At 52.4% G+C, this 18,144-nt stretch carries 16 protein-coding genes and 1 pseudogene; 7 read left to right on the plus strand and 10 right to left on the minus strand.

What is annotated here, in order from left to right; all coding sequences use genetic code 11:
- Positions 1 to 884 precede the first annotated feature (884 nt).
- Positions 885 to 2,249, plus strand: a pseudogene (gene brnQ, locus LPA02S_RS00330) (branched-chain amino acid transport system II carrier protein); the annotation flags it as partial.
- A 203-nt stretch (positions 2,250 to 2,452) separates the two neighbouring features.
- Here the strand turns inward: brnQ and LPA02S_RS11570 are convergent.
- The gene (locus LPA02S_RS11570; RefSeq protein WP_054648543.1) at positions 2,453 to 3,049 is read right to left on the minus strand and encodes a YdeI/OmpD-associated family protein; all 597 of its coding nucleotides are present in this window, start codon (positions 3,047 to 3,049) and stop codon (positions 2,453 to 2,455) included.
- Positions 3,050 to 3,272: 223 nt separating this feature from the next.
- Here LPA02S_RS11570 and LPA02S_RS00340 point away from each other — a divergent pair, with 223 nt between their 5' ends.
- Complete coding sequence (locus tag LPA02S_RS00340; protein WP_056956495.1) at positions 3,273 to 4,379, plus strand: SLC13 family permease; 1,107 nt, start codon at positions 3,273 to 3,275, stop codon at positions 4,377 to 4,379.
- 91 nt (positions 4,380 to 4,470) lie between these two features.
- On the opposite strand, the gene LPA02S_RS00345 is transcribed toward LPA02S_RS00340, so the two are convergent.
- From LPA02S_RS00345 to LPA02S_RS00355, 3 genes are all read right to left on the minus strand, one after another.
- On the minus strand, positions 4,471 to 5,046 hold the full coding sequence (locus LPA02S_RS00345) for a uracil-DNA glycosylase family protein (protein ID WP_054648542.1): 576 nt from the start codon (positions 5,044 to 5,046) through the stop codon (positions 4,471 to 4,473).
- 90 nt (positions 5,047 to 5,136) lie between these two features.
- On the minus strand, positions 5,137 to 5,514 hold the full coding sequence (locus LPA02S_RS00350; protein WP_054648540.1) for a helix-turn-helix transcriptional regulator: 378 nt from the start codon (positions 5,512 to 5,514) through the stop codon (positions 5,137 to 5,139).
- A gap of 195 nt (positions 5,515 to 5,709) precedes the next feature.
- Positions 5,710 to 6,609 carry a DMT family transporter gene (locus LPA02S_RS00355; protein WP_082607854.1) on the minus strand — a complete coding sequence of 300 codons (900 nt, stop codon included), beginning with the start codon at positions 6,607 to 6,609 and terminating at the stop codon, positions 5,710 to 5,712.
- Between the two features lie 288 nt (positions 6,610 to 6,897).
- Here LPA02S_RS00355 and LPA02S_RS00360 point away from each other — a divergent pair, with 288 nt between their 5' ends.
- A complete protein-coding gene (locus tag LPA02S_RS00360; RefSeq protein WP_054648538.1) occupies positions 6,898 to 8,037 on the plus strand; it encodes a GGDEF domain-containing protein in 1,140 nt (379 codons plus the stop codon).
- A gap of 116 nt (positions 8,038 to 8,153) precedes the next feature.
- Positions 8,154 to 8,468 carry a SemiSWEET family transporter gene (locus tag LPA02S_RS00365; protein ID WP_054648536.1) on the plus strand — a complete coding sequence of 105 codons (315 nt, stop codon included), beginning with the start codon at positions 8,154 to 8,156 and terminating at the stop codon, positions 8,466 to 8,468.
- A 78-nt stretch (positions 8,469 to 8,546) separates the two neighbouring features.
- Here LPA02S_RS00365 and pepI read toward each other — a convergent pair whose 3' ends face one another.
- On the minus strand, positions 8,547 to 9,425 hold the full coding sequence (gene pepI / locus LPA02S_RS00370) for a proline iminopeptidase (RefSeq protein WP_054648533.1): 879 nt from the start codon (positions 9,423 to 9,425) through the stop codon (positions 8,547 to 8,549).
- A gap of 150 nt (positions 9,426 to 9,575) precedes the next feature.
- Between pepI and LPA02S_RS00375 the strand changes: the two genes are divergently transcribed.
- Entirely contained in the window at positions 9,576 to 9,944 is a 369-nt protein-coding gene (locus LPA02S_RS00375; protein WP_054648531.1) for a DUF1304 domain-containing protein, read from the plus strand.
- A gap of 155 nt (positions 9,945 to 10,099) precedes the next feature.
- Here LPA02S_RS00375 and LPA02S_RS00380 read toward each other — a convergent pair whose 3' ends face one another.
- From LPA02S_RS00380 to LPA02S_RS00395, 4 genes are all read right to left on the minus strand, one after another.
- Complete coding sequence (locus LPA02S_RS00380) at positions 10,100 to 10,537, minus strand: GNAT family N-acetyltransferase (RefSeq protein ID WP_054648529.1); 438 nt, start codon at positions 10,535 to 10,537, stop codon at positions 10,100 to 10,102.
- Positions 10,538 to 10,642: 105 nt separating this feature from the next.
- Positions 10,643 to 12,568: a GTP-binding protein gene (locus tag LPA02S_RS00385; protein ID WP_056956494.1), complete on the minus strand. Its 1,926-nt coding sequence runs from the start codon at positions 12,566 to 12,568 to the stop codon at positions 10,643 to 10,645.
- A gap of 16 nt (positions 12,569 to 12,584) precedes the next feature.
- The gene (locus LPA02S_RS00390; RefSeq protein WP_054648527.1) at positions 12,585 to 13,103 is read right to left on the minus strand and encodes an isochorismatase family protein; all 519 of its coding nucleotides are present in this window, start codon (positions 13,101 to 13,103) and stop codon (positions 12,585 to 12,587) included.
- Between the two features lie 16 nt (positions 13,104 to 13,119).
- Positions 13,120 to 13,584 (minus strand): HIT family protein, encoded by a 465-nt coding sequence (locus LPA02S_RS00395; RefSeq protein ID WP_082405259.1) that lies wholly within the window; start codon positions 13,582 to 13,584, stop codon positions 13,120 to 13,122.
- A 504-nt stretch (positions 13,585 to 14,088) separates the two neighbouring features.
- Between LPA02S_RS00395 and LPA02S_RS00400 the strand changes: the two genes are divergently transcribed.
- Positions 14,089 to 15,372 carry a PTS transporter subunit EIIC gene (locus LPA02S_RS00400; protein WP_056956493.1) on the plus strand — a complete coding sequence of 428 codons (1,284 nt, stop codon included), beginning with the start codon at positions 14,089 to 14,091 and terminating at the stop codon, positions 15,370 to 15,372.
- Positions 15,365 to 16,261 carry an alpha/beta hydrolase gene (locus tag LPA02S_RS00405; protein ID WP_054648522.1) on the plus strand — a complete coding sequence of 299 codons (897 nt, stop codon included), beginning with the start codon at positions 15,365 to 15,367 and terminating at the stop codon, positions 16,259 to 16,261. Before LPA02S_RS00400 ends, LPA02S_RS00405 begins: the two co-directional genes overlap by 8 nt.
- A gap of 240 nt (positions 16,262 to 16,501) precedes the next feature.
- Here the strand turns inward: LPA02S_RS00405 and LPA02S_RS00410 are convergent, their stop codons facing one another.
- Positions 16,502 to 18,133: a peptide ABC transporter substrate-binding protein gene (locus LPA02S_RS00410; protein WP_054648580.1), complete on the minus strand. Its 1,632-nt coding sequence runs from the start codon at positions 18,131 to 18,133 to the stop codon at positions 16,502 to 16,504.
- Positions 18,134 to 18,144: the final 11 nt, after the last annotated feature.

Here is an 18,144-nt window from a genome sequence, read left to right on the forward strand (position 1 = left end):
GACGCACTACTGGCACTAATTCAACCAGAACTACGGGCATACAGCCATCGTGGGGACCAGCCGCTCAAACTCCACCACCACGCCGGTACGACCAATGGTAGATGTTCATCGCTACGTTCAGAGGCGTATCATAATCCAAGACTAGGAGACGAGAACGCACCTAGACGACACGATACCGCATGTTTGCGATAATAGCGAAACCTGTACCATGCACTAACTTAGGTGTATAGCAGGCGAGTTCAGAATCAGAGCCCACGAACTTGGGCGGGCGTTGGGGCGGAGGCTTCGTACCCACAGGCGTAGTTTCCACAGTAAGGGTAGGCAGCGTCGGTCGTTGACCACTACCGTAGCAACCTACGGCGCAGGGCACGTAACCCGCAGTCCCAAAGCCCACCCGCGTGTTCGGCCCCCACCTTCGTCCTAAAAATGGTAATGCGCACAATGGTCGAATCAACAAATGAGATTTTTTTGGTTTTTCTCTTGACTTTCACATTTATTTAATTTATCTTAGTACCAACATCAATTGAAACAAAGACGAAGAGTAGCAGAGTAATCGGTAGCGCGTGTCAGTGAGTCGCGGTCAGTGTGAAGCGACCTCGTTAACCCGGTGAAAGTAGGCTATGAGTCGTTGCTGCGACCGCAAGGAAGTGGCGACTGGGATTGCGCCCATTACAGCAATGGAGTATCACCGTGAACCGGTCACGGTCGTACTCTCCGAGGTTTATTCGGTGACGGATAAACGAATTAAGGTGGTAAAGCGCAATGGCGCCCTTAGTAAACTAACGGTTTACTAAGGGCGCTTTTTTTGTCCGGGTGGCTCGGCCAAGTCACCTACGCCCAATTGTTTCAATACGCTATTATTTTTGGAGGTCACCATTATGGAAATGAAATCACAGACAAAGCATCTCACTAAAAAGCAATATTTAACCCTCGGTTCCATGCTCTTCGCCCTCTTCTTCGGCGCCGGGAACCTGATCTTCCCCATTCACCTCGGACAAGCCGCTGGTGGTAACTGGATTCCGGCCACCTTTGGTTTTATCATCACGGCCATCCTGCTACCATTGCTGGCCATCCTAGCCATCTCCATGACCGAAAGTGACAGCATGTACCAACTGGCGCGTCCAGCCGGCAAAATTTTTGCCCTCTTCTTCCTCATCGCGACGCACGCAACGCTTGGTTTGCTGTTCGCATCCCCCCGTACTGCCGCCACTTCCTTTGAAATCGGCATCCTGCCTTTCATTCCCAAGGGGTCCGAACAAATTTCGCTACTAATTTATTCCGCCATCTTCTTTGGCCTCACGTACTTCCTATCGAAGAACCCGGACAAGATGCCGAACTACGTTGGTAAGCTGCTCAACCCACTGCTGCTGATTCTCCTGATTGCGGTGTTCATCGCAGCATTCTTAATCAAAGGTGACGGCTCCACACTGGCAGCCGCTACCCACGCCACCAAGGCTGGTAGCAACTTCACCTACGGATTCCTGCAGGGTTACAACACCATGGATGCTCTAGCCGGACTCGGTTTTGGGGTTACCATCGTGGCCGCACTCAAGCACTTCGGTATTCTCAAGGCTGGTCAGCGTTCCAGTGACGTGGCCAAAGTTGGGGCGCTTTCCATGGGGCTTGAAGCCCTCATCTACCTCGGCCTAATCATGCTGGGTGTTATTTCCCTCCAGTTCACCAAGGTTTATTCCAACGGTGGTCCTGCCTTCAGCGCCATCATGACGCACTACACTGGTATCATCGGTACGGGCATCCTGGCAGCCATGGCCATCATCGCATGTCTCACCACTTCCATCGGCCTGGTAACATCCTTCTCCCAAGACCTGGGTCGGCGTTTTCCTAAGATTGGTTTTGGTAAGTTCCTGCTCTTTACCTGCTCATGCTCATTCCTGATTGCCAACTTTGGCCTGGACACCATCATCGCCCTATCCACGCCAATCCTGATGCTACTCTACCCTCTGGCAATGGCCATGATTTTGCTCGGGATGCTCCACCCATTCATCGGCAAGCAGCGTACCGTTTACCGGACGACGGTGGGCCTAACCCTGATTCCCGCCATCCTGGATGCTATCCACGCACTGCCACCGTTCTTGGCTAACATGTCATTTTTCAAGACCATCGACGCCTTCGCCACTCGCTACATTCCGATGTTCACCATCTCAATGGACTTTGTTCCGTTCCTGGCAGCTGGCCTGATTGGTGGTATCCTCATCGCTAAACTGTCCGGCCAGTCCTTTAAGACTGACGACACGGCTGAACGTGCCATCGAGGAACGCGAGGATAGCGCAAACCCAACCAGCACCACCGCTAACAGTAGCGAAATGTCGGCAACCAACGACTAATCCGCACAACGCTACCACTAATGTCAATAACTAGCTAAATAAATAGAGGGGGCTTGGCCGCAACGTGCTTGTTGCGGCTAAGTCCCCTCTATTTGTGTCTGGTCATACTACTTGCGGGGTCCCCAGGCCATCCGCATGTAAACATCACCTGCGCGCAACTCCGACAACATCTGTGCCAACCTGCGTGCCCGCGTGGCCGGTTGCTTGGCCGCACCAATCCAGCGTAAATAATCGTTACGCTGATACCACGGCCGGGCATCGTACTGTCCGCGCAAACCAGCCGCTGCCAACGCCTGAGCGACTTCGTCCGTCATTGGCTCAGCAGCACGAGTGACGCGTTGGGGATGTGCCTTGCCCGCCTTAATGCTGGCAATCCGCGACTGCACCATCTTGGTAAGCAAAGGTGCCGGTAAGGGCTGATCCCACGGCAGATGCACCGCGCCTTTGCTATGCCGGTACTGACTAAGTTCAGACTCAAATTCCTTAATGGGAGCTGAGGTTGGGTAGAAACCGGTATAACCGTCGTGTGCATCAAAGTAGACTACCGGCTGGCCGTCAACAAAGAACGTGGGCATCCGGTAGCTAATCCTGCGCTCGGCACCAGGCATGATTGCCAACAAGAGTTGGTACAAATCATTCATGGATGATTTGGCCGCGGCGGGTTTTTGATCAATATATTCAGCAATTACGTCGATTGTTGTCATTAATTGCTCCTCCACTAGTTTGGGCAAGCTTACACTAAAGTGCTTCCTTCGTCCATTCTGAGATTATTAGCCTTCCACATCGTTATTATTTCCCGGGAAATACGTTGGTTTGTAAACATTATGGCCCCGATGTTTACGATAGTTTTACACTAGCCCGGTAGTACACACATTTTTTTAAGTGCAAAATATTATCGTTGAGTCAATTTTCGAAGAGGGTTAATCCATGACCGTAATCAAAAATATTGCCAAGGACCACGTACTCCAAATTACCGCGGTGTTGGCAGTGATTAGTCTATTCTTTGCTAGGCCACGCCTTGCAGACATTAACTTTTCCACACTATTCTCCATTCTTGCAATGATGATTATCATCCAGGTGTTTGAGTACCTCCACATCCTGGATTACTTTACGTACCGACTCACCAGCCTGGCCACATCTACCCGGCAGCTGACGTGGATGTTCGTGCTCCTGGCGGTGGTAGCCGGTATGTTCATGACCAACGATGTCACCGTCATCACGCTGATTCCTCTATACCTGCGCATCGCCAAAAAGTTCAAGCTACCAGAGATTCTGCCGGTGACCTTGATCGGCATGGCGGCTAACTTCGGGAGTGCCTTCACCCCCTTCGGTAATACGCACAACATCTTTTTGATGAACCATTACCATATTAATGTGGGTACTTTCTTTACCTGGTCAATTCCGCTATTAATCGCAAGCCTAATCTTACTGACAATTTTTATTTTCTTTATTAAAAAGGAACCATTACCATCGGTCCCCGTTCGCGATATCCGGATTCAAAAGCGGCCCACTATCATCACCTGCGTAGTAGCGTTGATTATCTTCATTGGTGTACTGGGCTTCATTCCGTCCTGGGTTGGCGCAATCGCCGCCATCGTATTGGCCTTGGCGTTTGACCCACACATCATGCTCCACGTGGACTACGCCATCGTTCTCACCTTTGCGGGGTTCTTCGTCATCGTGAGCGTACTCCGGCAAATGCCATGGGTGGTCGCGCTGGTATCTGGACTCATGGCCAGCGAGCACTCCGTCTACCTCACCAGCCTGGTTAGCAGCCAATTTATCTCCAACGTACCGTCAACGGTGCTGATTGGGAAATTCACCAATTTCCAGGAAGCCCTATTCTTGGGCTCTAACATTGGCGGTTTGGGCACCGTGGTGGGTTCGATGTGCAACTTGCTGGTGTTCAAAGAGTACACCGACTTTGGTAACCACGGCCAAGGACGCTTCTTTCTCGGCTTCTCCGCCCTTAACTTTGCTGGTTTAGCGATACTGGGCGTGATGGGTTGGATCATCTTGGACTTTGTTCTGTAATCAGTCAGTAAGCGTATCACTACGCATATCAAAAAAGTGGTTCAGCATGCGCAATGCTGAACCACTTTTTCTGTGTGGAGTAATTCCCAGGTTACTGTAATAATGACCGCACCTGTTGTTGCAAAGCCGGCACCACGTCCTGCTCGAACCACGAGTTTTTATGGAGCCAACCATAGTTGAGTGGCGATGGGTGCACCAACGGGAAATATGGCGCGTAATCCGCGTAGTGCTGCACAGTAGCCGTTAACGTGCGTTGACGCTGCGGCAAGTAATACCGTTGCGCATACGCGCCAATCAATAGGGTTAGCTGCACGTGGGGCATCAACGCAAACAACGGTTCATGCCACTTATCCGCAAATCCCTTGCGGGGCGGCAAGTCACCACTTTTGCCCTTGCCCGGGTAATAGAAGTCCAAAGGCACGACGGCAATCTTACCGGAGTGGTAAAACTCATCGTCACTAACACCCATCCACTGCCGCAAGCGGTCGCCACTGGGATCGTGCCAGTACGTCCGCGCTAACTGCGCCTGACGACTAGGGGCCTGACTAACAATCATAATCGTTGCCGCTGGCTCAACGTGGTACAGCGGTTCAATCCCCGCAGCCGTAAACTGCTCATTATCGGGGTCGGCCATGATGGCCTCAAAAATATCTTCTGCAGTCTGCATTGCAGCCTCCCAAAACCGTTATCTCAACTTACTATACCGCCGACAACCGGTTGCCGCAAATACAAACGTCCTACCCCCAACGGTGATTGATCACCATACTTTGTTCACCATCCAGGTAATAAATCCGCCCAACGGGAAGACCAGCCACCAGTACGCGGACGCAAAGCGCCAAAAATTCCACTCTTGTGGACGCCGAACGTACTCACCCTTAATGGGGTCGTACGTGTACAGTCGTTCATCAATTTGGGGCGTGGCCGTTTTTACCGGTGTGGCTAGCACCAACTCGTCCAGGCTCACGCCGAATAGATTGGCAAGCTTGACCACTGTTTCCAGATCAGGATTACCATCACCGTTTTCCCACTTCGAGACGGCCTGCCGTGAAACAAACACCTTGGCAGCCAGTTCATCTTGTGACCACCCACGCTCCGTACGTAATTGCTTTACTTGGTCCGCAAACTTCATTACCATCACACCCTTCCTTTATCTATTATCAGTATGAGCGCGCCAAGTGCGTAACACCAGCAACTTATGCGGGTAAAGTCGCTACTTTCCACCTATAGTTGCGCAACTGGGAGTGGCAATATGCATGCCGCGTGCCGACAATACGCGCGTACGACGGTTGCGTCTCATTATCCATCGTAATCGCCATTATTTCCCGGGAAATTATTCCGCGTGACGCCGCACCCGCCATAATCGTCGGAGCCCTACCTGCATGATTAGCAACGCCACAATAATCAACGCTCCACCGACTAACAGGTTGTACGTAAAGGGTTCAAAGCCAAAAGCCACGGAGAACACGCTACCGAACACCGATTCCAGCATCAGGATTAAACCTGCCGGCGTGGGGTCGGTGAACCTTTGGCCCAAAACCTGCAGGGTCTGAGCACCAAAGGAGGACGCGAGGCCCAAAATAATGACCGGCACGAGCCCCGCTTGCCAATTAACACTGGCATATGAGCCCCGTTCAAAGAGCAAAGACCAGGCGCCGCCTAGCACCCCCTGTGTTAACCCCAGCAGGAAGGCCAGAGTCCACGGGTTGGACTGGGTAGCGGACATCCCAAAGTAGACGATTTGTAGTGCATAAAAGAATGCGGACAGAATAGTCAGTAGGTCGCCCAAGTGCAGCGTCAGTCCGTGGCCCACTACGTTAGTCAAGAAGGCCATCCCCACCATACAAATTAGAATGGCTAAGTAACTCTTGGGCTCCGGCCGCTGATGGAAAAACAGCCACACCACGAACGGTACAATCACGACGTAGATAGCAGTAAGAAACGCGTTATTCGCCGGTGTGGTGTACATCAACCCGACCGTCTGAATCTGGTAACCCAGGAAATTGATGATCCCGGCAGTGAGGCCAATGCGCAAATCCAACTGCGACATGTGGTTCACCGCCCGATGAAACAGTAAATACACCAGGCCGGCGTAGATAAATCCGCGGATAGCGTTGATTAATCCGGCGTGCATCCCCGCGTTAGTGGCCTGCTTGGACCATATATATCCTGCTCCCCAGATGATGGCAGCCACAAACAGCATGATGTTCGCCCGCGACTTTGAAATTTGCATCTTAATTTACCCTCGACTCGTTAGTTTATGGCGGCAATGTGGGGCTAATCGTCAACCTCAGACATGCCGCTATCACTCCGTGATGACACACTGGTCACCTTAACCATTCACTATCTTGACATACATACCCAGGTACTGGCTACCCACGATGGGGCATATTATGGTCATCCAGTTAAACCCTAATTTGAAAAACGGGACAAATTATCAGAAAATGATTGACCAATCCCGCGTCATAGCCTATGTTGAAGTGACTTGGGTCGGATAAAATTAGCCATTGGGGGGCACACGATGAACTTTGCACCATACATTACTACTATCTTCATAGTTATCATTAGTATGCTGGGGTTTATTTCCGTCTACGCACAAATCGATGCGGGCACACGCAAGCGCGTCGTGAGTTCCCGCGCGCTAGGCCGCGCACAGTCCGTGTACCCCCTATTGATTTACATATGCCTCATGGTTATCCTGATGCGCTACCTGTACGGAACCGCCAGCAACACGATGCTATTTTGGGCGTTCGTCAACGTACAAAGCACCATCCTCATCTATTCAAACCTGCTAACATCTAACCTGGTTGGCTTTGCTATTATCCAGTTAGTGGCCGCTACTACCTACATTTCAACGGGCGCAATGACTATCACTAATTGGACGCTATTTCTGTGTGCGTGTTTCCTGATTTATGCTGAACGTTGGTACGCTAAATTATGGTCCAACCAGCGTTGGCTATACATCTTGCCCGCAATTGTTGTCGGGACCATCTTCTGGGTTGCCATGTACCTTGGCGCGCCCCGGCCTTTGCCACTCGGGCTCGCGATTGCCAACTTTATCGCATTTGTATGGGCGTACCTCGCCCTGTGGGACTTTGACCAGTACGTCCAACACGACCAGCGAATATTGGCCAAACTCACGCACGAGGTGCAATATGACGCCCTCACGCATGCTCGCAACTGGGCAACTTTCCGGAGCGACCTTAATGACACGTTCGATAACCATGACGATCACCCCCTAGCGCTGATCACCATTGATGTGGATCACTTTAAGCAGATTAACGATACGTACGGCCACCTCATGGGTAATCAGACCCTCATCGCCTTTTCCCGCCAGCTAAAGCAGCTACTTAGCAATCAAAACGACAGCTACAAGTTCTACCGCACTGGCGGCGAGGAATTCGCGATACTGTTGCCCAACACGTCCTTGGATACAGCCCGCAAAGTTGTGCATGACTGCCAGCTGGCGCTTAAAACGTTAGCCATCCCACTAACAGAGGGGCAACTACAGGTGACGGCTTCATTCGGCCTGGCAGTCGCTAACCCTAACGATAACAGTGCCACCAACTTCTTTAAACGCAGTGACCGTTATTTATATCAGTCGAAGAATAACGGGCGTGACCGTCTTACCGACGAGTCTACCGACACCGATTTAGCATGAATCAGTCCGCCTAATCACCGTTATTTATCAGCACCCCGTTGCCGCTCGCACTTGCCTCACACGCCAATCCGTGTTATATTTAGCACCAATTAATTATTTAAGGAGGCAGCGCGTATATGCGAATTGATACGTCCAAATATCCAGAAGGCAAAGAGGCGGTGGACCCCAAACGGGTTAAACGGCTCAAGATTTTAAGTAAGGTGGCAACGATTATGTGTATCTCGATGTACATATCGTACATCCCGCAGATTATCGCCAACTTTTCTGGTAGTCCCGTATCACCCATTCAACCACTGGTCGCATCCATTAACGCCTGCCTATGGGTAGCTTACGGCTGGAACAAAACCTATAAGGATTGGCCCGTAATCATCTCCAACTTGCCCGGGATTGTCTTTGGCCTCGTCACGGTCATCACCGTCTACGTACATTAGGCATACAATAGGCCCCCACGCCGCGCACACCATCGGGTGCACGCCGCGTGGGGGCCTTTACCATAGTTAACCGCGCATTTAATCGTTGGCGGTTAGCCACTGATCCAGAACATCAATAAATTCATCGTGCTGGTCGAGCAATGCGAGGTGGCGGCTGTTCGCAAACAGGTGCCACTTAGCGCCAGGAATGTGATCGTACACCGACTTGGCAATGAGCGGAGTGCACAAATCGTCGGTCCCGTTAGTCACCAGCACGGGTACGTGGATTTTGTGCAGCTCGTCCGTAACTTCAAAGTCGCTGATGGTGCCGTTCTCGGTGAACTCGTTCGGCCCCTCAGCAATGCGGCTCGCGCGTTGCCCGTTGGTGGGACGGCGTAGTGGTTCCGGAGAGTTCTCGTCGGGATCATCCCAGCAGTACCGCTCCATGTAACGGTCGTTGGCGGCCAAATACTTCGGGCCGGTGAAGTCACCGGTACGCTCGGCTTCAGCAATCGCCTCGCGGTCTTCGTAGCTCAAGTACGAAATCAGCCGGTGTTGCTCCTGCGTCCACAGCTTGATGGACGCCGGCGAGCCATCAATCATGACGCTCTTAATACCCTGGGGGTCAAAGCTGGTCAGGTAGTACATTTCGAGCATCCCGCCCCATGACTGCCCCAACATGTGCACCTCGTCTAGGTGCAGGTACTCACGCAACGCGATGAGTTCGGCCGCCCACGTTTCTTTGACGTACACCGATTCATCCTCCGGTAGCGAGGATTTACCACAGCCCACCTGGTCGTACATGATCAGCTGGCGGCCAGTCTCAGCATAGTCGTCCATTAGTTCAAAGTAATTGTGGGACGAACCCGGGCCGCCGTGAATCAGTAACAACGGTGCTTTGTCCGGGTTGGGCTCCCCCACGATGCGGTAATACGTCTGGTAACCGCGAAACGGCATGTATCCTTCTTCAATACGCATATGTAGTGCCTGTCCTTCGTCAATATTTGTCCTTAAAGGCGATTGTACTGCTAGCAAGGCATCAGCTCAACACAAAGGTGACGCTGCTGTACGCGCGGCGTATAATAACGGTTGTCATCAATTAAAAAAACACTTGCGAGGTATTTAACTATGAACACAGTTTTCACAATTCTAATCGTTACACTGGGAGTTTTGCACCTAGGTATTATGGGCCTAGAAATGTTTGCCTCCCAATCAACACAGGCTAACGCGTTTGATATGGACGCTGAATTTGTGGCCCAGTCCGGAGCCCAAACCGCCCTCAAAAACCAGGGTATCTACAACGGTATGCTGGGTGCCCTGCTGGTAGCGTCCGCATTTCTGCCTGCCGGTCAGGTCAAAGTGATGGCACAACTGGGCTTGGCACTCTTCGTGCTGATTGTGGGCATCTTTGGCGGATTGACCGCCACCAAGAAAATTTTCCTAGTCCAGGCACTACCCGCGGCCATCACCATTGCTTTGGGGTTACTGGCTTACTAAGCGGGAGGGCTATACCTCGATGCGCCGATCCTGTTTTCCATCGTATCGTGTCCACAACCATCACGGTGTGTGGCTTACAGGATTGCCTGCGTAATTAAAATGGACAGCCTCGCTGAAGCTGTCCATTTTGTGTTTCGCGTGTTACAGCACTGCCTTCACCGATGCCAAACCATCTGGTATTCCGTTTGGTGGGTATCACCTTCGACTCGGCGTTCGGCAATCACGAAGCCATTACGCTGATAAAAGCGCACTGCACCCGTGTTTTGTTCAAAGGCATCCAGCACCAATACAGTTTGCTGATGCTTCACGAAAGCCAACAGTTGGTGCCCAATCCCTTGATTTTGGTACTTGGCCGCAACAAAAAGTCCGGCAATATAGTCTTTCTGAAGACCAATGAAACCCACTATCTGACCATCAGGGTTGACGGCAACAGTAATGGTCGCATTGGGCAACGATTTGCGCACTGCAGCTGCATTTTCTTGCCAGAACGCCGCCGGCACAAAATCATGAGCCTGTAAATTACCCGCCAACCAAATTGCCATTAACTGGCTCATCTGAACATTATTGATATTGTCTAACGTTTTAATTTGCATTTTCCCTATCCATCTAAATTGAATCAACCCAACGTCGGGGCAGCCCTAAAGCCATTAGTGGCGCCATACGCGCAATGCTCCACGTGAAACATTTCCGCTCACCCACTAGCTCTGATAGTCCACATGCGCCATGCGGGGTACCTCGTCCCACGGCACCGGGTAGCCAGCGCCATGCGCACAAAAGACCGAGTCAGGTGTGTTATCGAGGTCACTAACCGGCGCATAGTCTGCAGCGGCCACCACCTCGTCCTGGTTATGGCAAGGACGGTAACCATCCACCACGCAGTCAAACTGTCCCCGCCCGTGCGTATATGCCCGCACCTGCTGGCCATAGTCCTGCATTTCCGCGACGGGTGCGTGACCACTAATGGTGACCATCCCCGCTACATCATTCGGCGAATCAAAGTCGCCGTGCATCTGCTGAATATCGTTCAACGCACGACCAACTTGATCCCCAGCAACCGTCAGTTGAAACGCATACCAGGGTTCCAGCAACTGACTTTGCCCCTGCTCCCGAGCCATCATCAACCCTTGCCGTACGGCGCGCCAAGTTGCTTCCCGAAAGTCGCCACCAACGGAGTGGACGTTGCTGGCCCGACCATTCACTAACGTAATCGTCATATCCGTGATGGGCGCACCCGTAAGTACCCCGCGGTGCTCCTTTGCCGCTAAGCTCGTCAGCACCTGATGCTGCCAGTTACTTGCCAGCACGTCAACAGAACAGTCACTGGCGAAGCGTAGGCCGCTCCCTGGCGCGGTCGGCGTGAGCATGAGGTGTACCTCCGCGTAGTGGCGCAAAGGTTCAAAGTGGCCGACGCCTTCAACCGGTGCGGTCACCGTCTCCTGATAAATGATGCCGCCCTGCACAAATGAAACGTCGAGCCCAAACCGAGCCAAAAGCAGTTGCTGCAGGACCTCCAGTTGAATTGTACCCATCACCTGGACGTGAATTTCATCCAGTGTGCACACCCACGTTACCCGTAGCAACGGGTCCTCACCCGCCAACTGCTGCATGGCCAGCAAACACTCATGGGGATCAGCACTCCCGGTCGTCACCGTATACGTCAGTACTGGTTGGAGTAACGGACTTAAGGCGTCCGGCTCGGCACCTAATCCTTGCCCCACCGCCGCGCTAGTCACACCGGTAACGGCACACACCGAACCCGCCGACACTGCCGGGACAACCGTGAACTTGGCCCCGTTGTACACGCGGAGCTGGTTGGCCTTCTCACCATCAACCACAATGTCCTTGGCGTGCAAAGCACCACCCGTGACGCGCAGCCAAGTGAGTCGCTCACCGCGTTCATCGTGACTGACTTTGAAGACACGCGCACCAAAATCATCCGGCCACGACCGAGACTTAGTCCAGGTGGTCAACCCAGTTAATAATTCATCGATGCCTGCCAGCTTGAGGGCTGCACCAAAGTAGCAGGGGAAAACCTGCCGCCGGCCAATCATTGCCGTAACGGTGTCTGGTGCGACTTTGCCCTGCTCCAGATAGTCCGCCAACACCTCGTCATCCTGTAGCGCAATCTGTTCGTAGTCCTCGTCAGTTAGTGCGTCCGTGAAATCGACACAGCCCGCGTCCAAATCATGCTGGAGTGCCTGCATAATAGCGGCACGGTCGGTCCCCGGAGCATCCATTTTGTTAACAAAGATGAACGTGGGTACCCGGTAACGTTGCAACAATCGCCAAAGCGTGCGGGTGTACCCCTGAACCCCGTCTGGTGCGGCCACAACCAACACCGCGTAGTCCAACACGCTTAAAACGCGTTCGGTCTGGGCCGCAAAGTCGACGTGTCCGGGCGTATCCAGTAAGGTCAGTGGCACGTTGTTGTACTGGAGCTGGGCTTGGTGCGTAAAGATGGTGATCCCACGCTGCTTCTCCACGGTATCCGGATCCAAAAAAGCGTCACCTTTGTCCACACGCCCTAACTCGCGCAAGGTTCCCGCCCGGTACAGCAGCGCCTCTGATAGCGTCGTTTTGCCGGCGTCCACGTGAGCAAGCACGCCCACAGTAATATCCGTCATCTTCCGCCGCCCCTATCTAATCTTCAATGTAAGTAACAAACCGACCATCCCAAACTTGGTGGTAATGTTCCACAAGTAACTTTGTGGGAATTGACTGTCCCACGGGCTCCGTCATGGACACAGTACCATGGGCCAACTCGATGTGGTATTCACGGTCAAAGGCAGCCTTGATGGTCGCATCCAGACAGTACGGAATTTCTGCCCCACATATTTCAATAGTCCGTGCGTCCACGCTAGTCAGGACGTCCGTGAGATTCGTGTGGTAGAACGAATCCGCGTGCGTTTTACGCACGTAGAAATCGCTTGGTTGCTGGCCGAGCCCCGCTACTAGCTGCCATTGGGGCAATCCGAGCGGTAAGTCTTCGTCGGTATGTTGAACAAAAATCACCGGCTTGTTCGCGCGGTGGAATGTATCCACCCGCTCACGAATGCGGGACCGCACATCATCGCCATGGTACAACGGGCTGACGCCAACCTGCATATCAATCACGATTAACGCTTTATGTACTCCTTGGTCTGCTCGTTCTGTCACCATACGTAAACCCCTCTTCTTATGATTCCCGTTGGCACACCCGCTGAATCGCAATCGCCAGCGACCGTTTAGCATCCACCAGTTGGGATGGCGTGGGCGCGGTCTCGTCGGCATACATTACCGCTGGATCCACCCACCATACCGGTCCGGGCCGCGGTGTATCGCCATCATGGCGCGGGAAGATATGCCAATGTGCATGCGCATCACCATTGCCTAACATTTCGACGTTCATCTTGTCGGCATCAAAAGCCTGCGCACAAGCCTCCGTCACCCAACTCATTTCCAGCATAAACTGCACCCTTTGCTGCTTCGGCATTAGGTACAGTTCATGCACGTGCTCTTTTGCCAGGAATATAGTATAACCCGGGAAATATTGCGAATCTCCGAGAACCACGTAACCCGTGGATAGTTCACAAACAAAGTAAGGATTGGTACCAGCCTGAATCATTTGGATTCGCTGGCAAATAACACAATCTGTTGGCATTGGCGAGCCCCCCTTGTTGATGAATAGTATACACTTGTTGGGACGGATATTTGGTAGGGATATGTATCTCTCGGTGGTGAATACGCGCTAAAGCGGGCAAGGGCTACACGCCACCGTACTCGTTCTGACTACTATCAAACCAGTTAACACTACAGCCTCCGAATGGCACCCTCTAAGCGCTAAGAGGCTGCGCAGCACAAAACACGGCCCCCGCGCTGGGACGCGGGAGCCGATGAGGGAGGGGTAACCGGCTTCTGGGCAAGCCGGTTACCAATTTATGAAGAAGAAGTTTGTGGGTAGTAACGAGGTCTGGGTTCCTCGTTGCTATGTAAATCATTATGCCCGGAGCCTGTGAAGAAAATATGCTTTGCCAGTAACCGTTCGTAGAAGTTTGTGTAACGGGAATGTGCACTACCCTTTAATAACGTTTTTTAACACCGCCACTCATCAATCGCCACGACCAGATAAATCTGGTACACTTACGGCGACGATGGAGGAATTGCCATGCATACATTCTGGGATCGTAGCGCCAACTTTGCTGTTCGCCAGTCCGCCCGTCTGGGCCACTGGCTGCCGTACCACGCGCTACAACAAACACTCATTAACATTATGCCCTTGGTCTTAGTGGGCACCTGGGTCCGCGCCCTCACACTCAGCACCTTTAGTCGCGATGGTTTCTTTGCACAAATATACAATCTACCCAACCATATCCCCTACTTCAACACGATTCATAACGGTCTGAACGTTGTTGGCACTTTCACAATCGGCATTGTCGCCCTGGCGCTGGCATACTTCATGGCCCTCAACGTTACCGCGCTGCATGGGCGCCCCCAATATGCCGCCGCAATCACCAGCACGGTCAGCTTTCTGATTCTGAACGCAACCGTTAGCAATGCTGGCGTGGTCGGCATCAACCTGCCCAACCTCGGCATCCGGGGCGTCTTTGCCAGTGTCCTACTGGGAACCGTTGTGGGGTGGTTGTTTAGCCACGATTGGCACCTGAAACGCAAAGTTGGCCCGGTACCGGTCACAGCTTTGCTTGCACTGATTACTGCCGCGAGCGCCCTGCTGCGACTCGCGCTGTACGAGCTGGCATCCAGCGGACTTACCGGTATTATCTACAGCACCACCTCGTTGATTACCGGCAGGTCTTCACACGCAATCATCCGCATTGCCGCGAACACCAGTCTCAACAACCTATTGAGTTGGTTCGGCGTCCCCGGACCAATTAATCCGCTCAATCCTGCCCTAGCCAACACGCAAAGTAGCGCCAATTTGGAGTATGCACTCGCACACGCCAGTCTGAACAACGTCCCGTATCCAGTTAGTATGGGGACCGTTTACCAACCGTTCGCCATGTTCGGTGGCGTTGGTATGACGCTGGGACTAATCATTGCTATACTCTGGGTGAGCCGGCAACGTCAACACCGCCGACTCGCCAAAGTAGCGTTGGTACCAATTATCATCAACGTCGGGACGCCAATGTTCCTCGGTTACCCCTTACTACTCAATCCCATCATGCTCATACCGTACATGGTGGCCCCAATGGCCAGCATGACACTCGCCTGGGCAGCAATTAAGACCCACATTATGCCAGCAGCGGTATATAACGTTCCCGGAACGGCTCCAGGACCGTTTCAAGCGTTTTTGGGCACCAACGGTAGCTGGGCAGCACTAGTGGTTGCGCTACTTTGCTTGGCGTTATCCGTGCTCATATACTTGCCGTTCGTGCGTATCGCTGACAGGGCGGCACAGCAGATTCAGAACGGGGGCGAATACGATGATTAAAGCAAAGTGGCGTAAAATCTTACTGGTAATTGTGGTCATCGGGGCCATTGCCGGTATCAGCTGGCCGGCCGTGCACTGGATGCACGCCAACGTCAGTGAGGCCAAGGTGGTGCATAATTCACGGATGGAGCCCATCATCCTGATTCCCGGGAGCTCGGCCACACAGAATCGCTTCAACACTCTGATTACCGAGCTCAACCAACGCACCTCTGGCCATAGTTTGCTGAAGATTACGGTCAAAACTGATGGCTCCCTCACCTACACCGGCAGCATCGCCGCCCGCGATAACGAGCCATACATCGTGGTCGCATTCCAGAACAACGCGGACGGCTACAACAACATTAAGAAACAAGCAGAATGGTTTAACATCGCCTTTAAAAAGTTGGCGTCCACCTACCACTTCAACCGTTTTCGTGGGATCGGTCACAGTAACGGCGGACTCATTTTCACCCTGTTCCTAGAAAAATACTATAGTAGCGACGACGTTAGCATGACCCGCCTGATGACGATCGGCACTCCATACAACTTGGAGGAAAGCAACGACAGTAACCGCACACAGATGTTACAGGACATGATTGATAGTCGCACAAAGCTACCATCAAGCTTGACGGTCTTCTCCCTCGCCGGCACCGAAAACCTTGATGGTGACGGTACGGTCCCAATCGCGAGTGTACTGGCCGGAAAGTATATTTTCCAAACTCAGGTGGAGCACTACACGCAGATTACCGTATCGGGCGACGACGCCAGTCACAGTGACCTGCCACAGAATCGCCAGATTATTAACTACATTAGCGAGTACATGGTCAACCAGCCTAACCAGTCAGGCACACGAATCCAGCCAGGTACCCAAAACCAGCACGGTAACGGTGTACCACCAGCAAACGAGTAAAATTTCATTTGTAGATATAGAATAACGCCACCAGTTCTCAAACCAAACTGGTGGCGTTCTTTTTATTCTCAGCCTCGTATAACTCCAACTTTGTTTTAAAGTTCCTGGAAGTGAATAGTCATCATACACGATTGCGACCCGGCTAACTCCACATGAACTATTTCCCGGGAAATAATGCTGGACACAAAAGCCGACGTCCCTGAATGGACGCCGGCTTACATACTACCTGTTTAAACAACCTTACTTATTCGCAATGTATGCCGACTTCCAGTCGTACGGCACACCAGACGGGTTGTAATTAACACCCTTGACCTTAGACTTTAACAACTGACGACTATTGGACTGGAACAGTGGAATTGTGGCTTGTTCCTTCATCAGCAACTTTTCCGCCTTAACCAGCGTCTGCCAGCGCTTGGTGGCGTTGTTGCCGTACTTGTTTTCCGCGTCGGCCAGTAGCTGGTCAAACTCAGCGTTATGCCACTGGCTGCTGTTATAGCTCGAATCACTGGACCAAATGTCGAGGAAGTTGATCGGATCCCCAAAGACGGACTGCCAAGCTGTTAGGGCCAGGTCGTAGTCTCCCGACGTCTGTAACTGTAATCGCTGGGCGTTAGGAATTGACTTGAGCGTTACCTTGACGTTAGGCAGTTGCTCAAACTGGTTTTGGAGGTACTCTGCCACGCTCTTAGTAGTTTCGGCGTCGTTCGTGAGTAACGTCAGATTTAAACTCTTTGTGTTGGTAGCCGCCAGACCCTTTGCCAACAACGCCTTGGCCTTACTTAAGTCGTAATCAACGCCACTAGCTACTTTGCTAGATTTAGCAAAATCCTGCCCGTCCGGACCGGTGGCCAAACCAATTGGCGTGAACCCGATGGCACCGCGTGACCCGTCCTGTAGCACGTGCTTCGCAATCTCCTGTCGATTGACTACTAAGGAAAATGCCCGCCGCACATCAGCGTTCTTAAACGCCGGTACCTTGTTTTCGTTGAGGTCGACGCGCGTTAGGTTGGAACTGAGGCGGTCCACCCGTTCATTGTTGTTCGCCTGAGCCACGGCGGTTTCTCCAGAGAGCACCGTCTCATCCACTTTGCCGGTATCAAATAAGTTCAGGCCGGTGTTCGCATCCTTGACCACTTGCTCCTTGATTGTGCTTAGTTTCACATGTTGCTTATCCCAGTACTGGTTGTTTTTGACCAGCTGCCATGAATCGTTGGAACCCGTCCACTTGGCCAGTTTGAACGGCCCACTGTAAACCTGCGCAGTGGAGTTGGTGCCGTACTTTTTGCCGTACTTCTCCACGGCCTGCTTGTTCTGTGGGAAGAACAACGGCCAGGCCAGCAGCTTCTTGAAGTAGGACACTGGCTTGGTGAGTTTAATAGTCAGGTGCTTACTCCCCTGCGCGGTAATCCCCAGGGCCGAAAGCGGCTTTTTACCGGTGTTAACCTCCTGCGCGTTTGCCACCTGATAAAAGTAGAATGCATCCTGCGACTTAGTTTTTGGGTCGACCACCCGTTGCCACCCGTACACAAAATCCTGCGCCGTGATGGGGTCGCCGTTACTCCACTTAGCGTTCCGCAGTGTTACTTTGTATGTTCTGCCGTCAGGACTAACCTGTACACTTTTGGCCAAAGCCAGGTTGGTTTTCTGCCCCTTATCGGAGGCACGGTACAACCCTTCCTGCGTATTGAGTAATACGTTGAAACTTAACGTATCCGTAGCCTGTGCTGGATCGTCAGTAGGCAGTTCAGTTGCCTCCGTCCACCGCAAAACCTGCTTAGGCGCTTTACTACTTGTTTGTTTGGCTCCGCACGCTCCCAGAATCAACGCAACGGCCGCTGCGGCAAAGCCTACCGCCAAAATATTCTTCCTCATTTGCAAATTCC

The sequence above is a fragment of the Lacticaseibacillus pantheris DSM 15945 = JCM 12539 = NBRC 106106 genome, assembly GCF_001591865.1.
Taxonomy (GTDB): Bacteria; Bacillota; Bacilli; order Lactobacillales; family Lactobacillaceae; genus Lacticaseibacillus; species Lacticaseibacillus pantheris.